The organism is Kaistia sp. MMO-174 (assembly GCF_037147815.1).
Taxonomy (GTDB): domain Bacteria; phylum Pseudomonadota; class Alphaproteobacteria; order Rhizobiales; family Kaistiaceae; genus Kaistia; species Kaistia nematophila.
This window is the reverse complement of sequence record NZ_JBBCUO010000002.1, coordinates 625,789-645,177: the sequence shown is the minus strand read 5'-3', so window position 1 is coordinate 645,177 and position 19,389 is coordinate 625,789. Positions and strand designations below refer to the sequence as shown.

Genomic DNA, 19,389 nt, shown 5'->3' with positions numbered 1-19,389 from the left:
TGCTGCCGGCCCATCTGCTTCGTCAGGCCGCGAGGCCTCGCGCGAGGTCCATCGCCTGCCGTTCGAACAGCTTGCGATAGATGCCGTTGTCGAGGCGCACGAGTTCCTCATGTGTGCCTTCTTCCGCGATCGTGCCGCGGTCGAAGACGAGCAGCCGGTCGAGCGAGCGCACCGTTGACAGGCGGTGGGCGATGATGATCGCCGTGCGGCCTTCCATCAGCCGTTCCATCGCCTCCTGGATCAGCGCCTCCGATTCCGAATCGAGGCTCGACGTCGCCTCGTCGAGGATCAGGATCGGCGCGTCGGCCAGGAAGGCGCGGGCAAGCGCCACGCGCTGGCGTTCGCCGCCCGAGAGCTTGACGCCGCGTTCGCCGACCAGCGTGGCGTAGCCCTGCGGCAGGCGTTCGATGAAGTCATGTGCATTGGCGAGCTTCGCCGCCGCGATGATTTCGGCCATCGAGGCACCGGGCCGGGCATAGGCGATGTTGTCGGCCAGCGAGCGATGGAACAGGATCGGCTCCTGCTGGACGATCGCGATCTCGCCGCGCAGCGAGGACTGCGTGACATGGGCGATGTCCTGCCCGTCGATCATGATTCGGCCGTCCGTGACGTCGTAGAGACGCTGGATCAGCTTGACGAAGGTCGTCTTGCCCGAGCCGGAATGGCCGACCAGGCCGATCTTCTCGCCTGCTTGAATCGTGACGTCGAAGTCCTTGTAGAGCGGCGTTTCATGGCCGGCATAGTGGAAGGTGACGTCCTCGAAGCGGATCTCGCCGGCGCCGACCGTCATCGGCCGGGCGTCGGGCCTGTCCTCGATGCCGAGCGGCTGCGCGTGCAGGGCGACCAGTTCCTCCATGTCGTTGACCGAGCGCTGCAGGTTGCGGATGTGCACGCCGACATCGCGCAGATAGCCCTGCAGCAGGAAGAAGGCCGTCAGCACGAAGGTGACGTCGCCCGGCGTCGCCTGGCCATGCCACCAGAGCAGCAGCACGGTGCCGATGATCGCGCCGCGCAGCAGCACCAGCAGGATGCCCTGCGCGGTGCCGTTGTTGGTGCCGCGGATCCAGGTGCGCGATGTCCGCGAGCGCCACTTGGCGACGACGCGAGACAGGCGCGCATCCTCGCGCGCCTCGGCGCCGAACGCCTTGACGACCGCGTTGCAGGAGACCGCGTCGGCGAGCGCGCCGCCGAGCTTGGTGTCCCACTGGTTGGCGAGGCTTGCCGCTGGTGCCACGTAGAACAGCGATAGCGACACCGTCATGCCGATGTAGAGCAGCGAGCCGGCGGCGATGATGAGGCCCATCACCGGCCAGTAGGAGCCGAGCAGGATGGTGGTGCCGACCAGCATGGCGAGCGAAGGCAGCAGCGCCAGCAGCAGCGTATCGTTCAGCAGATCGAGCGCCCACATGCCGCGCGTGATCTTGCGCACGGTCGAGCCGGCGAACGCGTTGGCATGCCAGTTGGTCGAGAAGCGCTGCACGCGGTGGAACGCGTCGCCCGCGATGTCCGTCATCATGTTCAGCGTCAGCCGGATGATGGCGAGGAAGCCGCAATGGCGCAGCGCCATCATGCCGACGCCGAGCGCCATCAGTGCGCCGAAAGCGGAAAGCGCCGCCGAAAGCGCCGCGTCGCGGTCGGTCGATCCGCTGGCAATGGCGTCGACGAGGCGGCCGGCATAGAGCGGCAGCAGCACGTCGGCGAGCGTCGCCGTCAGCATGGTCGCGGCGAGGCCGGCGATCAGCAGCGGCTGCTTGCGCCAGTGCGCAAAGGTGAAGCCCAGAACGTCGGAGAAGGCGTTGGCCCGCCATCGGATGCGGAAGCGGGGAAATCTGAATCGAGTCATGATGGCAATCCGGACGCGTCGAAGACGCCGATCCGGTCCCGAAAAAGGAGAAAAATGAACTGCGAGCGACACGCAATCGGTGCGCGGGCTCGCGGCTAAACGGTCTGGTATCGAAGGGGCGGGTTCTCAGAGAGCCGCGGAAAGGAACCGGGGCAAGGCCCGCGGAACGTCCGAATTAGCTGCGGGGAAAACCCGAAACCGGCTTTACCGGGGCGACGATCATATGCAGCGATGCCATGCAAATCCCCCGTGCTCGGAGTTGAAGAGGCGCTTTTTATAGCTGCGACGTCCCGGATTACAAGTCCGCCGCGCAGGGTTTGCGGATCGCGTGTCGGCGCCGCAACACCAAAACGGGCGCATTGGGCGCGAAAATTGCCGCCAAAATGCGATCGGCCCGGGCAAAGCCGGGCCGATCTCGGTCGTTTCCAGTCGGATGGGACGATCAGCCGATCTTCTTGCCGCGAGCGACGTCCTGGTCGAAGCAGAGGTCCAGGATGCGCTGGATCTCGGCGGCCCGGCGGAAGCTCGGGTCGCCGTTGACGCCCGAGTTGCAGGCCTTGACGAAGCGCTCGTAGGTCGTGACGACCGGCGGGCACTCGACCGGCTTCCAGGTCTGGGTGTCGATGTCGGCGCCGGTGCAGATCTTCAGCGACGAAGCCTTGCCGTCTGTCTTCACCTCGAGCGCGCCCTCGGTGCCGAACAGGAGCAGCGTCAGGTCGTTGGCGTGGCCGGTGGCGAAACGGGTGGCCGTGATGGTGCCGATCGCGCCATTGGCGAATTCGGTCATCATGATCGCCGAGTCGTTGGCGTCGAGCTTGTATTCGCCAATCTGGTCGCCATCCGCCTTGTGGAAGGTCTTCAGGCGGCTTTCGACGGTGGTGACGTCGCTATCGGCGCCGAACGAGGCGAAGTCGACGATGTGGACGCCGATGTCGCCCAGCACGCCCTTGGAGCCGTGTTCTTCCGACAGGCGCCAGAGCCAGCGCGACTCGGTGCGCCAGTCGCCCCACTGCTTGCCGACCAGCCAGCTCTGCAGATAGGAGGCCTCGACATGGCGGATCTTGCCGATCTTGCCGGCCGCGACCAGCTCGCGCGCCTTCTGCAGCGCGGGCGAGTTGCGGTAGGTCAGATTGACCATGTTGATGACGCCCTTGGCCTCGGCCGTCTCGGCCATTTCGAGGGCGTGCGGGTAGTCGGTCGCCAGCGGCTTCTCGCAGAACACATGCTTGCCGGCGGCGAGCAGCTTCATCGTCGTGGCGTAGTGGACGGCGTCCGGCGTCACGTTGGTGGCGGCGTCGAACTCGCCCCAGGCGATCGCCGCATCGAGATCGGCGAACAGGTTGGTGATGCCGTGTTCCTTGCCGAAGGCGGCGCGGCGCTCGGCATCGGTCTCGACGGCGGCGACGACGGAGGCGCCCGGCGCGGCCTTGAAGGCCACGGCATGGTTGGCGGCCATGCTGCCGGTTCCGAGGATGAGAATCTTGACCATGATGATCGCTCTTGGGTGACTTGGCTTGCGGGATCGGGTCCCGAGGGGGCAGGCGAGGGACTATCTTCCGAAAGGAAGAGGGCGATGGCGGCCGGGGCAGGAAGGGCGAACCCTGCGCGATCGCGCCGGCGTCCCTTGGGGAGACGGCCGGCGGTCCGTTGCCATCGCCTTCTGGCTTAGTGGAAGCCTTCTTCGCCGCGCTTGTGCAGCGTTTCGCCCTTGATGGTGAGCGGGCCGTTCGGGGCCTGGTCGGCCGGGGTATTCGGCGCCTTCTCGATGCCGACCCAGGCCGGAGCGGGGTTGTAGGCCCACTTGGCGGCGTTCTTCAGCACCTGCTTGACGTCGGCGTTGTAATAGATCGGGTAGGTCTCGTGGCCGGGCGAGAAATAGAAGATCTTGCCGCCGCCGCGCTGCCAGGTCAGGCCCGAGCGGAACACTTCGCCGCCTTCATACCAGGTGACGAAGACCGTCTCCTGCGGCTCCGGAACCGTGAAGGGCTCCCCGTACATCTCGGTCTGCTCGATCTCGAAATAGTCGGACAGGCCTTGAGCGATCTGGTGGTTGCGGTTGATCACCCAGACGCGCTCGAGCTCGCCGGCCTCGCGCCACTTGAGCGAGCAGGGGGTGCCCATCAGGCGCTTGAAGATCTTCGAGAAGTGGCCGGAATGCAGGACGATCAGGCCCATGCCTTCCCAGACGCGCTTGGCGACGCGCTCGACGACGGCGTCGGAAACCTCGCCATGCGCCTTGTGGCCCCACCAAATCAGCACGTCTGTCTCCGCCAGGCGCTTCTCGGTCAGGCCGTGCTCCGGCTCCTGCAGCGTCGCGGTCGAAACCTCGATGACGGGGTCCTCGTCCAGGCCCTTGGCGATCGTGGTGTGCATGCCTTCCGGATAGATCTTCCGGACGACTTCGTTTTCCTGCTCGTGGACGTTCTCGCCCCAGACAACAACGCGGATCGTCATGACCTTGGTCTCCCTAGACGGTTCCTTGGCGCGCCGGCCGTCCGGCGCATGCGATTTCGGTATTTGCCCTGGGGCCCCGGATGGAGGGAGGCCGGGGTGACGGAGGTCTTCCCAAAGCGCTTTGGATCGTAAACCAGCCCACTCTAGCCTGCATCCCCGTGGAAGCAATATCCACCGCTCGTGCCGAATCTGTCGCAGGTCCGGCCAGCTTCCAGCCCTCAGTGCGCTGCGTCCTCGGCCGGCGCACGACCGGTCAGGTCATCGCCCGCGTCGCGCGGCAGCCGGGCGCAGACGAAGGCGGCGAGCAGCGAGATGCTGGTGACTGTGAGGAAGGCGGCCGAGAAATCCGCCATCACCGGCGTTTCGCGGCCGGACAGCGCCACTGCCATGTGGAGCACCGCCGCCGACACGCAGATGCCGGCTGACAGCATCATCTGCTGCATGGTGGTGTAGAAGCTGGTAGCCGCGCTCATGCGGTCACGCTCGACCTCGGCATAGGCGATCGTGTTGTAGGCGGTGAACTGCAGCGACTGCGAGAAGCCGCCGATCAGCAGTACGACATAGATGGCGGCGAGGGGCCAGTCCGGGCGGAAGGTGGCGTAGATCGCCAGGAAGGCGCTGGCGACGACGCTGTTCCAGATCAGAGTGTTGCGGAAGCCGAAGCGGCGCAGGATCGGCGCGGCCGAGGCCTTCATCGCCATCGCGCCGGCGGCCGAGACGAAAGTGACGAGGCCGCTATGGGCGGCCGACATGCCGAAGCCGAGCTGCATCATCATCGGCAGCAGGAAGGGCATGGCGCCGGCGGTGATGCGCGCCAGGCCGCCGGCGAGCACGGACAGGCGAAACGTCTTCAGCCGCATCAGCGTCAGGTCGAGGATCGGCGCGGCGTGGCGGCGGGCATGGGCGATATAGAGCGCGCCGGTGACGACGCCCAGGGCGAGCAGCACCAGCGCCGTGCGCGGCGACGCCGCGCCGCGACCGCCCGTCTCGAAGGCGAAGAGAAGCGAGGCGAGCGACGTGCCCGACAGGAAGAGGCCGATGACGTCGAACGGCCGTCGGATCTCCTCGCGCACATTGTCGATGTAGTGGCTGGCGAGCAGGATGCCGATCACGCCGAGCGGCAGGTTCACGTAGAAGATCCAGCGCCAGTCGAGATAGGTGACGATGAAGCCGCCGACCATCGGGCCGATTACCGGGCCGATCAGCGCCGGCACCATCACCCAGGCCATCGCCGAGACGAAATCGGCGCGCGGGACGCTCTTCAGGATGACGAGCCGTCCGACCGGAACCATCATGGCGCCGCCGAGCCCCTGCAGCACCCGCGCGAACACCAGGAAGGGCAGGCTGTGGGCCTGGGCGCAGAGCAGCGAGCCGGCCATGAAAATCGCGATCGCGGCGCCAAAGACGTTTCGCGCGCCGAAGCGGTCGGCGATCCAGCCGCTCGCCGGGATGAAGACGGCGAGGCTGAGCAGATAGCCGGTCAAGGCCACGCTCATGTCGAGCGGCGATACGCCGAAACTCTTCGACATGGTTGGCAGCGCCGTCGCGAGCACTGTGGCATCGAGCTGTTCCATGAACAGCGCGCTGGCGACGATCAGGGCGGTGATGCGGTAGGCGGGGGCAGGCGCGCGGGAGGTGGTCTCCGCGCCGAGGACTGTATCGCTTGGCATAACGGGCGTTTCGTAAGGTGGGCGATCTATCTGACCGATAGACCCGAAACGCGCAATTCACAATCCCGTGGTATAAGCGGTCGGCCCGGCTTGACTTGGTCCGTCGTGGCAATCTATATCCCGGCCACCTTCCCGGAACGAGCTTCCGGCGGTAGGGCGGTTAGCTCAGCGGGAGAGCATTCGCTTCACACGCGAAGGGTCACTGGTTCAATCCCAGTACCGCCCACCATTTTCCTTATCTTCCAATCGATATTCCCCGCACCGGGCCGTGTTCGCTTCTTGCGGATCGCGGCGCAGGGCTATCCGCGCTATCGGACCTCTATTTCCGCTTGGTCACCACGATGGTGCCCGTCATGCGCGGGTGAAGCGCACAGAAATAGGGGAGCTTTCCGGGCTTCTCGAAGGTGAAGGAGAACTGCTCGTCAGTATCGAGCGGCGGCGAGCGGAACGACTTGTCGGTGGCGGCGACGAGATGCGGGATGTCGTCGTGATTGACCCAGGTCACGGTCGTGCCAGCCTTTACCGTCAGCTCGGCGGGGGTGAAGGTGAAGTTCTGGATCTCCACCGTCGCAGCATTTCCGGCGGCGAGGGCGGCAGGTGCGGTCGCGAGCCAGAGCAGCAGGGTCGGCAGCGCGACCAGGCTGCGGCGCGGCTGCGGCGAGCGGCTCGCTGATTCTCTCCTCGCTATGGGACGAGGCGTTATGCATGCGCGCATGACGAAGTCCTCCTTTCGAGAGTGCGGGCGCCCTGTCGGACGGCCCGGGCCTCTCCGTCAGCCGGCGAGCGGACGGTCGATGATGGCGAGCGGCTGCGCGCCGCGGACAAAATCGACCGTCGCGATGCCGAGATATTTGCGGAGATCGCCGGCCGGCACCTTCATCGGGCCCGGCGCCGGCGCCGTGCCGGGGGCCGGCTGCGGAAAGGCGGTCGAGCGGGCGGTATGGAAGGTGACGTTGCCCTCGACCTTCTGCATCACCTGGTGAATGTGCCCGTTGAGCACGGTCACCGAGCCGAAGCGCTTCAGGTTGGAAAGCGCCTCCGCGCCGTCGTCGGTTCCCCAGCCCCATTCGGGATAGACGCTCCACAGCGGGATATGGGCGAAGACGACGACCGGCGTCGAGGCGGACTGGCCGGCGAGGTCGGCCTTCAGCCAGGCGAGCTGCTGGGCGCCGAGCTTGCCGAGGCCGCCGGCGGCGAGGCCTGCGACGTTGACGAGGCCGACGAAATGCACGCCGTCCTGGTCGAAGCTATACCAGCCCGCGCCCTTCGAGCCCTTGCCGTAGCGGTCGAGATAGGCCTTGCCCTGCTGTTCATCGAGAAGGTCGTGCTCGCCGGGGACGTAGAATACCTGCATGCCGGCCTCGCCGATCAGCTTGTCGGCGTTGTCGAACTCCGAGGGCTTGGAGAGGTGGCTGATATCGCCAGTGTGGATCATGAAGCTCGGCTTGACGGGCAGCGTCTTGATCCGGTCGATCGCCTCCTGCAGCGTCGCCAGCGCGTCCGGATTGGCCGGCTTGTCGAAGCCGACATGGCTGTCGCTGATCTGCAGGAAGGTGAAGGGCGATGCGGGCGCCTCGGCGGCCAGCGCCCTGTCGAGGCCGATCCCCAGCGGCAGGCCCCCGGCGAGGCTCCAGAGAATTCCGGTTCCGGCCCAGTTCATGCATTTGAGGAAGCCCCGGCGGTCGATGCCGTCCTCGTCAAGCAAGGCCCTGTCCTGATCGGATGTGCTCATGATTCGCTCCTGATCCTGGTGCGGCGGCAAGCACGCGCCATGGATGCCAGATAGAGCGAGGCCGGCATTTGTCCCGCCGGGGCGCTGCCTCGGCAGTTCGCGCGAAGCCTGCCGGTCCTCTCATCCAGTGAGAGCTGTCCGCAGTGCGTGGCGGGCTCCTCAGAGTGCGGTCGCGGTCGGGCCGGCGCCGGCGGCGCGGGGCACGATGGTGACCTCCATCGCCTTGATTTCCTCGTAGCGCTTCTTCTCACGCGCGAAGGGGCGCCAGTCATAGAGAAGCAGTTCGGCCGGTCGCCACAATCCGACCCAGCCGGCGATGATGAAGCCCTCGCCGAACAGCCGGCCGAGCGCGTGGCGGGTGAAGATGACCTCTTCGAACAGCAGGGACAGGCTCAGGCAGATTGCCCAGAACACGAGGCCGATCTTGAGCGCCCTGCGTCCCTCCAGCCAGATCTCGCGGGTCTTCTGTACGTCGAGGCGGATCTGGGCGTCGCAGTAATTGGTGATCGCCGTCCGCACCCGTCCCTGCAGGGCCGGCTCGATCGTCGCTTCCGGCAGGTGGATGACGATGCGCCGGATCTTTCGCGAGTCCGGACGGGAGTTCATCGTGTCGATCAGCTGATCGATGCCCGACGCTTCGATGTTCTCGCCGAGGAACGGATCGACTTCCGGCGTCTGGAAGAAGTTATGGATGTCGCTCAGATAGAGATCGACGCTGTCGTCAGCCGGACGGGTCATCGCGACTTGGCTCTTTTCGAGAGGGAAGGTGCCACGAAGAAGAATGGCCGGCCCAATCTGGGCCGGCCATGATTTAGATCAGGTTGACGCGTGCCTGCCCATCCGCATCCGCATGCGCATGCGGTGTCGGGCGCCTCGATCAGACGCTCTGCGCCTCCACGGCGGCCAGCGCCGTCATGTTGACGATGCCGCGTGACGTCACGGACGGAGTCAGGATATGGGCGGGCTTGGCGGCGCCGAGCAGGATCGGGCCGACATGCAGCGCGTCGGTCATCACCTTGACGACGTTCATCGTGATGTTGGCGGCGTCGAGGTTCGGGAACACCAGGAGATTGGCTTCGCCGGTCAGCTTCGACTTCGGCATCACGCGGGCGCGCAGCGTCTCGGAAAGCGCCGAGTCGCCGTGCATCTCGCCATCGACCTCGAGCTCGGGCGCCGTCTCCCACAGGATCTGCGTCGCCGCCCGCATCTTGGCGCTGGAGGCATTGTCGCGCGAGCCGAAGTTGGAGTGCGACAGCATCGCCGCCTTCGGGGTGATGCCGAAGCGGCGAATGTGGTCGGCGGCGAGGCGGGTCACTTCCGCGATTTCCTCCGCCGTCGGGTTCTCGTTGACATAGGTGTCGGTGAGGAACGTCGTCGCGCCCGAACTGATCAGCAGGCTCATCGCCGAATAGGCGTGGCTGCCCGGCCGGAGGCCGATGACGTCGCGGATCACGCGGAAATTGGTGCGGAACTGGCCCTCGAGACCGCAGAGCAGCGCATCGGCATCGCTGCGGATCAGCGCCAGTGCGCCGATGACGGTCGAATTGGTGCGGACGATGGTGCGCGCCGCTTCCGGCGTGATGCCGCGCCGGCCCATCTTGTCGAGATAGAGCTCGACATACTCGCGATAGCGCTTGTCGTCCTCGGGATTGATGATCTCGCAATCGGTGCCCGGCTTGAAGCGCAGGCCGAAGCGCTTGACGCGGGTCTCGATCACCGAAGGGCGGCCGATCAGGATCGGCTGCGCCAGGCCGTCTTCCAGCGCCACCTGGGCGGCGCGCAGCACGCGCTCGTCCTCGCCATCGGCATAGATGACGCGCTTCACGTCCTGCTTGGCGGCCGCCACCATCGGCTTCATCAACAGGCCCGACTTGAAGACGAAGCGGGTCAGGCGGTCCATATAGGCGTCGAAATCGGCGATCGGCCGCGTCGCGACGCCGGATTCCATCGCCGCCCGCGCCACCGCCGGCGCGATCCGCAGGATCAGGCGCTGATCGAAGGGCGACGGGATCAGGTAGTCCGGTCCGAAGGTGAGCTGCACGCCGCCATAGGCCTGCGCGGCGATGTCGGACGGCTCCTCCTGGGCGAGGGCTGCGATCGCGTGGACCGCGGCCTGCTTCATCTCCTCGTTGATCGTCGTCGCGCCGACGTCGAGCGCGCCGCGGAAGATATGAGGAAAGCAGAGTACGTTATTGACCTGATTGGGAAAATCCGAACGGCCGGTGCAGATCATCACGTCGGGCCGCGCGGCGCGCGCGTCGTCCGGCATGATTTCCGGCTTCGGATTGGCGAGCGCCAGGATCAGCGGCCGCTCGGCCATGCGGGCGACCATGTCGGGCTTCAGCACGCCGGCGGCGGAGAGGCCGAGGAAGACGTCGGCGCCGTCGATGATGTCGGCGAGCTTCCGCTTGTCGGTCTTCTGGGCAAAGACGGACTTCCACGGGTCCATCAGCGCCTCGCGGCCCTCGTAGACGACGCCCTCGATGTCGGCGACCCAGATATTCTCAAGCTTCGCGCCGAGCGCGACCATCTGGTTCAGGCAGGCGAGCGCGGCGGCGCCGGCGCCCGAGCAGACGATCTTCGCTTCCGATATGGGCTTCTGCTTCAGCTTCAGACCGTTGATGACGGCGGCGCCGACGATGATCGCCGTGCCGTGCTGGTCGTCATGGAAGACGGGGATCTGCATCCGCGCGCGCAGCTTGCGCTCGATCTCGAAGCATTCCGGCGCCTTGATGTCTTCGAGGTTGATGCCGCCGAAGGTCGGTTCCAGCGCCGCCACCACGTCGACAAAGCGATCGATGTCGCGTTCGTCCACCTCGATGTCGAACACGTCGATGCCGGCGAACTTCTTGAAGAGGACGGCCTTGCCCTCCATCACCGGCTTCGAGGCGAGGGCGCCGATGGCGCCGAGGCCGAGCACGGCGGTGCCGTTGGAGATGACCGCGACCAGATTGCCGCGCGCGGTATAGTCGAAGGCCTTGGCAGGGTCCTTCTCGATGGCGAGACAGGGGGCCGCGACGCCCGGCGAATAGGCAAGCGCCAGGTCGCGCTGATTGCCGAGGGGCTTCGTCGCCCGGATCTCAAGCTTTCCCGGTTGTGGGAAGCGGTGAAAGAACAGCGCGCTCTCGTCGAGATCGGCGCCGGCCGGGCTTTTGTCGGTCATTGTCTTGCCTGCGAACGATACGGATGGTGGGCAGCTTGCCTGCCGCGATCCGTCGTAGCCGATCAGGGCCAGCGAGGCGAGCGATTGAATGTCAGAATGAGGCGAAGCCGGCGCGGTTGGCTGCTACGCCGCAGGCGACGCCCTTGCTCATGCACATGCTGAGGGCGGACGCGCGCGGATCCCGGATGTCGGTGTGGGTCGGGCGCTGGACCATTTCGGCGAGGCCGATACCGATCAGCGTCGCAAAGAGGGTGACGGCGAAGAACGAACGAGTGGCCATGACGCAATACTCCAAAAGCCGGTCGATGCTCGGATCCTGCGCCCCCGCCGCTGAACCCGACCTGAAACCTGCGTTCAGATATCGTTCGGAATAATTGCGATTTGATTAAAATTGTCCCGATCTTAGGGTTTTGGTGACGTTGATGGCGGGACTGTGGATGGCTTCCGCCTTGACGCTCCGTCCGAATTCCGTCATCACGCTGGCATGACGGCTTTTCCGCGTTTCAACGGCATTACCTGCTGCGGGATTATTACCGGCTAGCGCTCGCTGGCTGAGGCCGTTCCTCTGTTCCGTTCCGATAGAGATGAACGCCTTGGCAGGCGGGCTTTTGTTCATCGGGATCGTTCAATGACGCTGCGCCTCTACAATACGCTGACGAAGGACAAGGACGAGCTGAACCCGCTCTTCCGCGATCCCGCGACGGGCAAGCCGCATGTTCGCATGTATGTGTGCGGTCCGACGGTCTACGACTTCGCTCATATCGGCAATGCGCGGCCGGTCATCGTCTTCGACGTGCTGTACCGCCTGCTGCGCCATGTCTATGGCGCCGATCGCGTCACCTATGTCCGCAACATCACGGACGTCGACGACAAGATCAACGCGCGCGCCGCCGTCGACTATCCCGAACTGCCGCTGAACGAGGCGATCCGCCTGGTCACGGAAAAGACCGACGCGCAGTTCCAGGCGGATGTGGCGGCGCTCGGCTGCCTGCCGCCGAGCGAGCAGCCGCGCGCCACCGAACACATCGACGGCATGAAGGCGATGATCGAGCGGCTCGTCGAGCGCGGCGTCGCCTATGTCGCGGAAGGCCATGTGCTATTCTCGCCCTCGGCGATGGACGCGCTCAACGGCAAGCTGCCGCGCTATGGCGCGCTCGCCCGGCGTTCGCTCGACGAGATGTTGGCCGGGGCACGGGTTGACGTAGCACCTTACAAGAAGGAGCCGATGGATTTCGTGCTCTGGAAGCCTTCGGCCGACAACGAGCCGGGCTGGCCGTCGCCGGCCGGCATCGAGGGGCGCGGCCGTCCCGGCTGGCACATCGAATGCTCGGCCATGTCGATGGCGAAGCTTCTGGAGCCGTTCGGCGGTGGGCTTTCCTGCGACGATCCGCAGAAGAACACCTTCGACATCCATGGCGGCGGCATCGATCTCGTCTTCCCGCACCACGAGAACGAGATCGCGCAGTCCTGCTGCGCCTTCGACGCGCCGCGCATGGCCAATATCTGGATGCATAACGGCTTCCTGCAGGTCGAAGGCGAGAAGATGTCGAAGAGCCTCGGCAACTTCGTCACCATCCGCGAACTGCTGGAAACCGGCAGCTTCGGTTCGAATGTCTGGCACGGTTATGTGCTGCGCTTCGCCATGCTGACGACGCATTACCGCCAACCAATCGATTTCACCGCCGAGCGGCTGGTCGAGGCGCGCAAGCAGCTCGCAGATTGGATTCATTTCGTCCGCGGCGCCGATCCAACTGACAGCAACGAGCCGCCGGCAGAGCTGGTCGAGAAGCTGGCGGACGATCTGAACTTCTCCGAGGCCAAGGCGCTGATGGCGGCCTGGGCGCGGCAGAAGGGGGATGTCGAGGCGGCGACCAAACTTTCGCGTTCGATGCGCTTCCTCGGCCTTTGGAATGGCGAGGCTTCGGCCGAGATCTATTCTTACGGCCATGCCGTGACGGACGGTCCCGCCGACGCGGAGATCGAAGCCTATATCGCCGCCCGTCTCGACGCGCGCCGCGCCAAGAACTTCGCCGAGGCGGATCGCATCCGCCAGGTGCTCGACGGCATGGGCATTGCGCTCAAGGACGCCAAGGATCCGGCGACCGGCGAGATCGTCACGACATGGGAAGTGAAGCGCTGACGGCCTGAGGCCGATCCCGCCGTCCCCAACAGGAAAGACACCACGATGACCCAGATTCCGCTCGACGAAGACCTGATCGATCAGCTGATCGCCGACCGCATTGCCGCCCGCCAGGCGAAGGACTTCGCCAAGGCCGACAGCATCCGCAAGCAGCTCGACGCCATGGGCCTCGTCATCATCGACGGCAAGGACGAGGTGACCGGCGAGTTCTGGACGACATGGGACCGCAAGGCGGCGCCGGAAGAAGACGCGGAATGACGAAAGAGCGCCTCTATCTTTTCGATACGACGCTGCGCGACGGCGCGCAGACGAATGGCGTCGACTTCTCGGTCGAGGACAAGGTCCTGATTGCCGACCTGCTTGACCAGCTCGGCGTCGACTATGTCGAGGGCGGCTATCCCGGCGCCAACCCGACCGATACGCGGTTCTTCTCCGAGAGGCGCACAAAGCGGGCGACCTTCACCGCCTTCGGCATGACCAAGCGGGCAGGGGTCAGCCTCTCCAACGATCCCGGCGTCAACACGCTGCTCGCTTCCGCATCGGACGCGATCTGCTTCGTCGCCAAGAGCTGGGACTACCAGGTCAAGGTCGCGCTCGGCGCAACCGAGGAAGAAAACCTCGACGGCATCCGCCAGTCGGTCGAGGCGGCGATCGCGGCCGGCAAGGAAGCGCTTGTCGATTGCGAGCACTTTTTCGACGGCTACAAAGCCAATCCGGCCTATGCGCTGGCCTGCGCCAGGACGGCCTATGACGCCGGCGCGCGCTGGGTCGTGCTGTGCGAGACCAATGGCGGCACGCTGCCGGAAGAGGTCGAGGCGATTGTCCGCGAGGTCGCCAAGGTCATTCCGGGCGATCATCTCGGCGTGCACGCCCATAATGACACCGAGCAGGCTGTCGCCAATTCGCTGGCCGCCGTGCGCGGCGGCGCGCGCCAGATCCAGGGCACACTGAACGGCATCGGCGAGCGCTGCGGCAACGCCAACCTGACCTCGATCATCCCGACGCTGATGCTGAAGCCGTTCTATGCCGACCGCTTCGAGATCGGCGTCTCGACCGAGTCGCTGCGCGGGCTGACGGCGCTTTCGCATCGCTTCGACGAGATCGTCAACCGCGCGCCCAACCGTCAGGCGCCCTATGTCGGCGCCTCGGCCTTCGCCACCAAGGCGGGCATCCATGCCTCGGCCATCGTCAAGGATCCGAGCACCTACGAGCATGTGAAGCCGGAATCTGTCGGCAACCATCGCCGCGTGCTGGTTTCCGATCAGGCCGGCCGCTCGAACCTCCTGGCGGAACTGGCGCGGCTCGGCATCTCGGTCGACAAGAGCGATCGCCGCCTCGACGCGCTGCTCGCCGAGGTGAAGGAGCGCGAGGCGGTCGGGTATTCCTATGAAGGCGCCGACGCCTCGTTCGAGCTGCTGGCCCGGCGCACGCTTGGGCACGTGCCGGACTATTTCACCGTTGAAAGCTTCCACGTCACCGTCGAGCGCCGCTTCAACGCGATCGGCAAGCAGATCTCGGTCTCGGAGGCCGTGGTGAAGCTGATCGTCGGCGGTGAGCGGCTGCTGACGGTCGAGGAAGGCAACGGCCCGGTCAACGCGCTCGACCGCGCGCTGCGCAAGGATCTCGGCGTCTATCAGGACATCATCCGGGATCTCGAGCTGATCGACTACAAGGTCCGCATCCTGAACGGCGGCACGGAGGCGGTGACGCGCGTGCTGATCGAGACGCGCGACGGCACCGGCGACAGCTGGATGACGATCGGCGTGTCGGAAAACGTCGTCGACGCCTCCTTCGAGGCGCTGCTCGATTCGATCATCTACAAGCTGATCCGCGCCGGCGCGAAGCCCGCCGCCGCCTGAACGAGCGGGGCGCCCGCACGGGCGCCCTTCGCCGCAGCCGGGCGAATCTACTGGATGGCAGCTATGCCCGCCATGATGAGGTCGACGCCCGCAAGGAACTGCTCGCGGTCGTCATGGTCGCGCATCTGCGCCGCCACATGACGCAGGAACGGATATCCGGGGGCCGGCAGCGCAGACCATCGATCGGCGACTTCGCCGAGAAAGGCTGACCGATCCGTCCGCTCCTCATCGCGCGCCATGCGCGCGTGGGCGGCGTTCTGTCCCCCGACGCCGATGACGTAGCTGAGCAGGGTCGAGGCGGCGTCGAACTGCGCCCGTTCCGGCACGCCAAGCGTTTGCAGCCGTCCGCCAATTCCCTCGAATACCAGCAACAGTGCCGGCCGCCACGGCTCGCGCGTCAGTTGGGCGCCGACCCAGGGGTGGGCGTCGATCGCATCGAACACGCCCAGAGCGATAGCCCGGATCGCCGCGCGCGGCTCCGCTTCCGGGACGATGCCGGTCATGACGCGGGCGACAATCTCGTCGGTCGCCGCCGCCAGCAGCTCGCCCTTATCGGCGACGTGCCAGTAGATGGCGCCGCTTCCCGTCGCCAGTCGCGCCGCCAGCGCGCGAAATGTCAGCGCGGTCTCGCCGTCGGCGTCGAGGATCTCGATCGCCGCTTCGACGATCCGCTGCTTCGAGAGCGCGTCGGCGCGCCGTTCGGTTCGAGGGGGTACGGTTTTCATGCCGGCATCTTGACATGCATGGAACGCCATTCCAATTACGATGAATGGAACGTCGTTCCAATCTGATCCTGAAAGGAACTCGATGATGGCAGCGGTCACGATCGTCGGCGCGGGCCTGGGCGGCCTAACCCTCGCACGCGTCCTTCACCTGCACGGCATCCCGGCGACAATCTATGAGGCGGATCCCTCGGCTGGCGCTCGCGCCCAGGGCGGTATGCTCGACATTCACGAAGCGGACGGGCAGAGGGCGCTGCGGGCGGCGGGGCTCTATGATGCGTTTCGTGCCCTGGTGCATGAGGGCGGCGAGGCGACGCGTGTGCTCGATCGGGACGGCACCGTCCTGCTCGACCAGCTGGACGACGGCACGGGCGGGCGGCCCGAGGTGCTGCGCGGTGAGTTGCGGCGGATCCTGCTCGAATCCCTGCCGCCGGGCACGATCCAGTGGGGCAGGAAACTCGTCGCCATCACGGCGCTGGGCGGAGGCCGGCATGAACTCGGCTTCGCCGACGGATCGAAGGTCGTGGCCGAAGCGCTCGTCGGCGCGGACGGCGCGTGGTCCAGAGTGCGGCCCCTGCTGACGGACGTGAAGCCCGACTATATCGGCACGAGCTTCGTCGAGACCTATCTGCACGATGCCGACGCGCGGCATGCCGCCACGGCCGAGGCGGTCGGCGGCGGCGCGCTGTTCGTGCTGGCGCCGGGCAAGGGGATCTTTGCCCATCGTGAGCCGAACGGAATCCTGCACAGCTATATCGGGCTGAAGCGCCCCGAGGCGTGGTTCGACGCCATCGACCTCATCGACGCCGGCGCGCTGATGGCGCGGGTCGCCGCGGAGTTCGAGGGCTGGGCGCCGGCGCTGACCGCGCTGATCACGGAAGGCGAGACCGCGCCGGTGCTGCGGCGGCTGTATGCCCTGCCGGTCGGGCTAGAATGGGAGCGCGTGCCCGGCGTTACGCTTGTCGGCGATGCCGCGCACCTGGCGCCGCCGGCCGGCGAGGGCGCGAACCTGGCGATGCTGGACGGCGCTGAACTCGGCGAGGCGATCGTGGCGCACGCCGGCGACATCGAGGCCGCCTTCGCCGCCTATGAGGCGGCGATGTTCCCGCGCAGCGCGTCGGAAGCCGCGGCTGCCCATCAGGTGCTGGCGCTTTGCCTCGGCGAGCGCGGACCCGCGGGCATCGTCGACTTCCTCACCGGCGCGCGCGAGACGCTCGTGCCCGCATCCTAGCCGCTTTGGAAGAGGGCCGATCGCTCAGAGGTCGGCGATCGGCATCGGCTCGACGACGGGCGCCGGCTCGACCGTGCGGGCAATCGCTTCGCGCAGCTTCGGCAGCACCTGCTCGGCGCTGTCGACGACGAGGTAGTTGACCTCGAAGCCGCGCCGGATGAAGCCGGAATCGGCCATGTGTCGCAGAAGCGCGATCAGGGGATCCCAGAAGCCATTGATGTTGGCGATCAGCACGGGCTTGCGGTGGCGGCCGAGCTGGGCCCAGGTCATCATCTCGACCAGCTCCTCGAGCGTGCCGATGCCGCCCGGGAGGGCGACGAAGGCGTCCGAACGCTCGAACATCATGCGCTTGCGCTCATGCATGTCCTCCGTGACGATCAGTTCATGCGCCGTTTCCAGCATCACTTCGCGTTCCTTCAGGAACTGCGGGATGATGCCTGTCACATGGCCGCCGGCGGCCATGACCGAGCGGGCGGTAATTCCCATCAGGCCGATGGCGCCGCCGCCATAGACGAGGCCGAGGCCTTCCTGGCCCATGAGATCACCGAGACGCTCGGCAAATTCGGCATAGACGGGTCGATCTCCGGTGGAGGAACCGCAGTAGACGCAAATCGAGGAAAGCTCTGTCATAGGGCCTTCCTCGCATCCGTGGCGGCGACCGTCAAGCGGTCGGCAAATGCGTCACAGAGCCTCGGAAACTGCGGTTTCGCTGCCTTGTCGCGCGGGGGAAAGCAGGTATAACAGTTTCGTGAGATGCCGGGGAAACAGCCAGGGAATCGGCGGATCCGGCAGGGGAATGAGTGCCCGCCGGGCGCGGAACGCGAAACCGTTCCGTTTTGAGCGACAGGTTTGAGCATCGATGGCTGAAAATACACCCTCCGGGCCGAAGACTTCCGGCCGCGTCGCCGGCGTCGTGGCGATTGCCGCTATCCTGGTCGGGGGCTACTACGGCCTTGTCGTCAAGCCGAGTTCCACGCCGGGCGCCGGCTCCACGGCTTCGGCGGACGCCAAGTCTGCAGATTCCAAGTCTGCGGATGCAAAGCCGGCTGCTGATTCCTGCACCGCCGACGCGTCCAAGACTACCGATACATCCAAGGCAGCCGAGGCCGACAAGCCCGCCGATGCGTCCAAGCCCGCCGACGCGGCTGCGAATGCCTCTGCGGATGCTTCGGGCGCCGCGAAGCAGGCCGAGGCGCCGGCCGAGAGCGCCGCGCCGAGCTTCGACATCGTCCGCGTCGAGCCGACCGGCGAGACCGTCGTCGCCGGCCTCGCCGCGCCGAAGGCCAAGGTCGAGCTGCTGGACGGCTCCGCGCCGATCGCGACCGCCGAGGCCAATGAGCGCGGCGAATGGGCTATGGCGGTGGAGAAGCCGCTCGCTGCAGGCACGCACGACCTTTCGATCCGCACCACCTCGGCCGACAAGAAGACCGAGACCCTTTCCGAGCAGACCGTCGCCGTGCAGGTGCAGGAGCCGGGCAAGGGCGAGGCGCTCGTCGTCCTGAACACGCCGGACGCCGCCAGCAAAGTCCTGCAGAAGCCGGATGCCGGCGCCGAGACCAAGGTGGCCGCCGCGACGCCGGAACCGGCTGTACCGCAGGCGGGGGGCACCGCGACCACGACCCCGGAGGCCGCCGCGAAGCCCGAGACCGCCGCGCCCTCCGCCGCTGCGCCGGACGCTGCCGGCAAGGCCGAGGTGGCCGGCACGGATGCGGCGAAGACCGAATCCGCCGGCACCGAGACTGCAAAGGCAGAGGCGCCCAAGGCCGACGCGTCGGCCAAGGCGGGCGATACGCTCGCCGCTTCCGACAAGGTTGCCGCACCGGCGGACGCCGCTGCGCCTGTCGCCGGTTCGACGGAGCAGGCTGCCCCGGCGACCGGTGCCACCAAGACTGACGTCGCCAAGGCAGAGTCCCCCGCCTCCGACGCGCCCAAGGCCGCCGAAGCAGGCTCCGACGCGACGAAGACCGCCGATGCGGCTCCTGCCAGCACCGAGCCCAAGGTCACTGTCGATGCTGTCGAGGCTGAAGACGGCAAGACTTTCGTCGCCGGCTCGGCCAAGACCAATGCGCCGGTTCGCGTCTATGTCGACGACAAGCCGGTTGGCGAGGCAAAGCCGGGTGAAGGCGGTCGCTGGCTGCTGGAGACGCCGAAGTCGATCGAGCCGGGCCGTCGCGTCGTACGCGTCGACCAGGTCGATACCAGCACCGGCAAGGTGGTCGCCCGCGCCGAGGTTCCGTTCGATCGCACCGCCGATGTCGCGGCGCTGTCGCCGGTCGTGGCGGGCGGTGGCGGCGCAGGTGGTGCATCGGCGGACGGCAGCGTGCCCGCGCCGCAGAATGTCATCATTCGCCGCGGCGACAATCTCTGGAGCATTTCGCGCCGCCTCTATGGCCGCGGTATCCGCTTCTCGACGATCTACGAGGCGAACAACGATCAGATCCGCAATCCCAATCTGATCTATCCCGGCCAGACCTTCGTGTTGCCGACCGGCGACGCGAACTGGACGAACTGAGCCGCAAGCACCATGTGAGCGGAGCGCGCCATCGCGCGCTCCCGTTTTCCACCGCGCCCGGGC

Annotated in this window: 16 protein-coding genes and 1 tRNA gene; 6 read left to right on the top strand and 11 right to left on the bottom strand. The window is 66.4% G+C overall.

The annotated features are described in order from the left end of the window. Positions 1-22: 22 nt before the first annotated feature. The 4 genes from WFK98_RS08985 to WFK98_RS08970 form a co-directional block, all read right to left on the bottom strand. The gene (locus WFK98_RS08985) at positions 23-1,843 is read right to left on the bottom strand and encodes an ABC transporter ATP-binding protein (RefSeq protein WP_336799984.1); all 1,821 of its coding nucleotides are present in this window, start codon (positions 1,841-1,843) and stop codon (positions 23-25) included. 442 nt (positions 1,844-2,285) lie between these two features. Then, positions 2,286-3,332, bottom strand: a complete 1,047-nt coding sequence (locus WFK98_RS08980) for a Gfo/Idh/MocA family protein (RefSeq protein WP_266337668.1) — start codon at positions 3,330-3,332, stop codon at positions 2,286-2,288. A 176-nt stretch (positions 3,333-3,508) separates the two neighbouring features. Then, the gene (locus tag WFK98_RS08975) at positions 3,509-4,297 is read right to left on the bottom strand and encodes a ThuA domain-containing protein (protein WP_266337667.1); all 789 of its coding nucleotides are present in this window, start codon (positions 4,295-4,297) and stop codon (positions 3,509-3,511) included. A 218-nt stretch (positions 4,298-4,515) separates the two neighbouring features. Beyond that, on the bottom strand, positions 4,516-5,967 hold the full coding sequence (locus tag WFK98_RS08970) for a DHA2 family efflux MFS transporter permease subunit (RefSeq protein ID WP_336799983.1): 1,452 nt from the start codon (positions 5,965-5,967) through the stop codon (positions 4,516-4,518). A gap of 154 nt (positions 5,968-6,121) precedes the next feature. Between WFK98_RS08970 and WFK98_RS08965 the strand changes: the two genes are divergently transcribed. Further along, a tRNA-Val gene (locus WFK98_RS08965) sits at positions 6,122-6,196 on the top strand. A gap of 90 nt (positions 6,197-6,286) precedes the next feature. Here WFK98_RS08965 and WFK98_RS08960 read toward each other — a convergent pair. The 5 genes from WFK98_RS08960 to WFK98_RS08940 form a co-directional block, all read right to left on the bottom strand. Then, positions 6,287-6,682, bottom strand: a complete 396-nt coding sequence (locus tag WFK98_RS08960; protein WP_336799982.1) for a cupredoxin domain-containing protein — start codon at positions 6,680-6,682, stop codon at positions 6,287-6,289. Positions 6,683-6,739: 57 nt separating this feature from the next. Next, the gene (locus tag WFK98_RS08955) at positions 6,740-7,699 is read right to left on the bottom strand and encodes a metallophosphoesterase family protein (RefSeq protein ID WP_336799981.1); all 960 of its coding nucleotides are present in this window, start codon (positions 7,697-7,699) and stop codon (positions 6,740-6,742) included. Between the two features lie 159 nt (positions 7,700-7,858). After that, entirely contained in the window at positions 7,859-8,437 is a 579-nt protein-coding gene (locus tag WFK98_RS08950) for a hypothetical protein (RefSeq protein WP_336799980.1), read from the bottom strand. A 139-nt stretch (positions 8,438-8,576) separates the two neighbouring features. Continuing rightward, complete coding sequence (locus tag WFK98_RS08945) at positions 8,577-10,862, bottom strand: NADP-dependent malic enzyme (RefSeq protein WP_336799979.1); 2,286 nt, start codon at positions 10,860-10,862, stop codon at positions 8,577-8,579. A gap of 91 nt (positions 10,863-10,953) precedes the next feature. Then, positions 10,954-11,142, bottom strand: a complete 189-nt coding sequence (locus WFK98_RS08940; RefSeq protein WP_266337661.1) for a hypothetical protein — start codon at positions 11,140-11,142, stop codon at positions 10,954-10,956. Between the two features lie 348 nt (positions 11,143-11,490). On the opposite strand from WFK98_RS08940, the gene cysS reads away from it, so the two are divergent. Genes cysS through cimA form a run of 3 tightly spaced genes read left to right on the top strand, consistent with a single transcriptional unit; the run spans position 11,491 to position 14,861 of the window. Then, positions 11,491-13,002: a cysteine--tRNA ligase gene (gene cysS / locus WFK98_RS08935; protein ID WP_336799978.1), complete on the top strand. Its 1,512-nt coding sequence runs from the start codon at positions 11,491-11,493 to the stop codon at positions 13,000-13,002. Between the two features lie 45 nt (positions 13,003-13,047). Then, complete coding sequence (locus WFK98_RS08930; RefSeq protein WP_266337659.1) at positions 13,048-13,260, top strand: CysS/YqeB C-terminal domain-containing protein; 213 nt, start codon at positions 13,048-13,050, stop codon at positions 13,258-13,260. Beyond that, the gene (cimA, locus tag WFK98_RS08925) at positions 13,257-14,861 is read left to right on the top strand and encodes a citramalate synthase (RefSeq protein ID WP_336799977.1); all 1,605 of its coding nucleotides are present in this window, start codon (positions 13,257-13,259) and stop codon (positions 14,859-14,861) included. Before WFK98_RS08930 ends, cimA begins: the two co-directional genes overlap by 4 nt. A 47-nt stretch (positions 14,862-14,908) precedes the next feature. Here the strand turns inward: cimA and WFK98_RS08920 are convergent, their stop codons facing one another. After that, the gene (locus WFK98_RS08920; protein WP_336799976.1) at positions 14,909-15,685 is read right to left on the bottom strand and encodes a TetR/AcrR family transcriptional regulator; all 777 of its coding nucleotides are present in this window, start codon (positions 15,683-15,685) and stop codon (positions 14,909-14,911) included. Here WFK98_RS08920 and WFK98_RS08915 point away from each other — a divergent pair. Beyond that, the gene (locus tag WFK98_RS08915) at positions 15,669-16,814 is read left to right on the top strand and encodes an FAD-dependent oxidoreductase (protein WP_442907391.1); all 1,146 of its coding nucleotides are present in this window, start codon (positions 15,669-15,671) and stop codon (positions 16,812-16,814) included. The genes WFK98_RS08920 and WFK98_RS08915 overlap by 17 nt on opposite strands. A gap of 24 nt (positions 16,815-16,838) precedes the next feature. Here WFK98_RS08915 and WFK98_RS08910 read toward each other — a convergent pair whose 3' ends face one another. Continuing rightward, the gene (locus tag WFK98_RS08910; protein ID WP_266337656.1) at positions 16,839-17,444 is read right to left on the bottom strand and encodes a TIGR00730 family Rossman fold protein; all 606 of its coding nucleotides are present in this window, start codon (positions 17,442-17,444) and stop codon (positions 16,839-16,841) included. Between the two features lie 229 nt (positions 17,445-17,673). Between WFK98_RS08910 and WFK98_RS08905 the strand changes: the two genes are divergently transcribed. Beyond that, positions 17,674-19,326, top strand: a complete 1,653-nt coding sequence (locus WFK98_RS08905) for a LysM peptidoglycan-binding domain-containing protein (protein WP_336799974.1) — start codon at positions 17,674-17,676, stop codon at positions 19,324-19,326. The last annotated feature ends 63 nt before the right edge of the window (positions 19,327-19,389 follow it).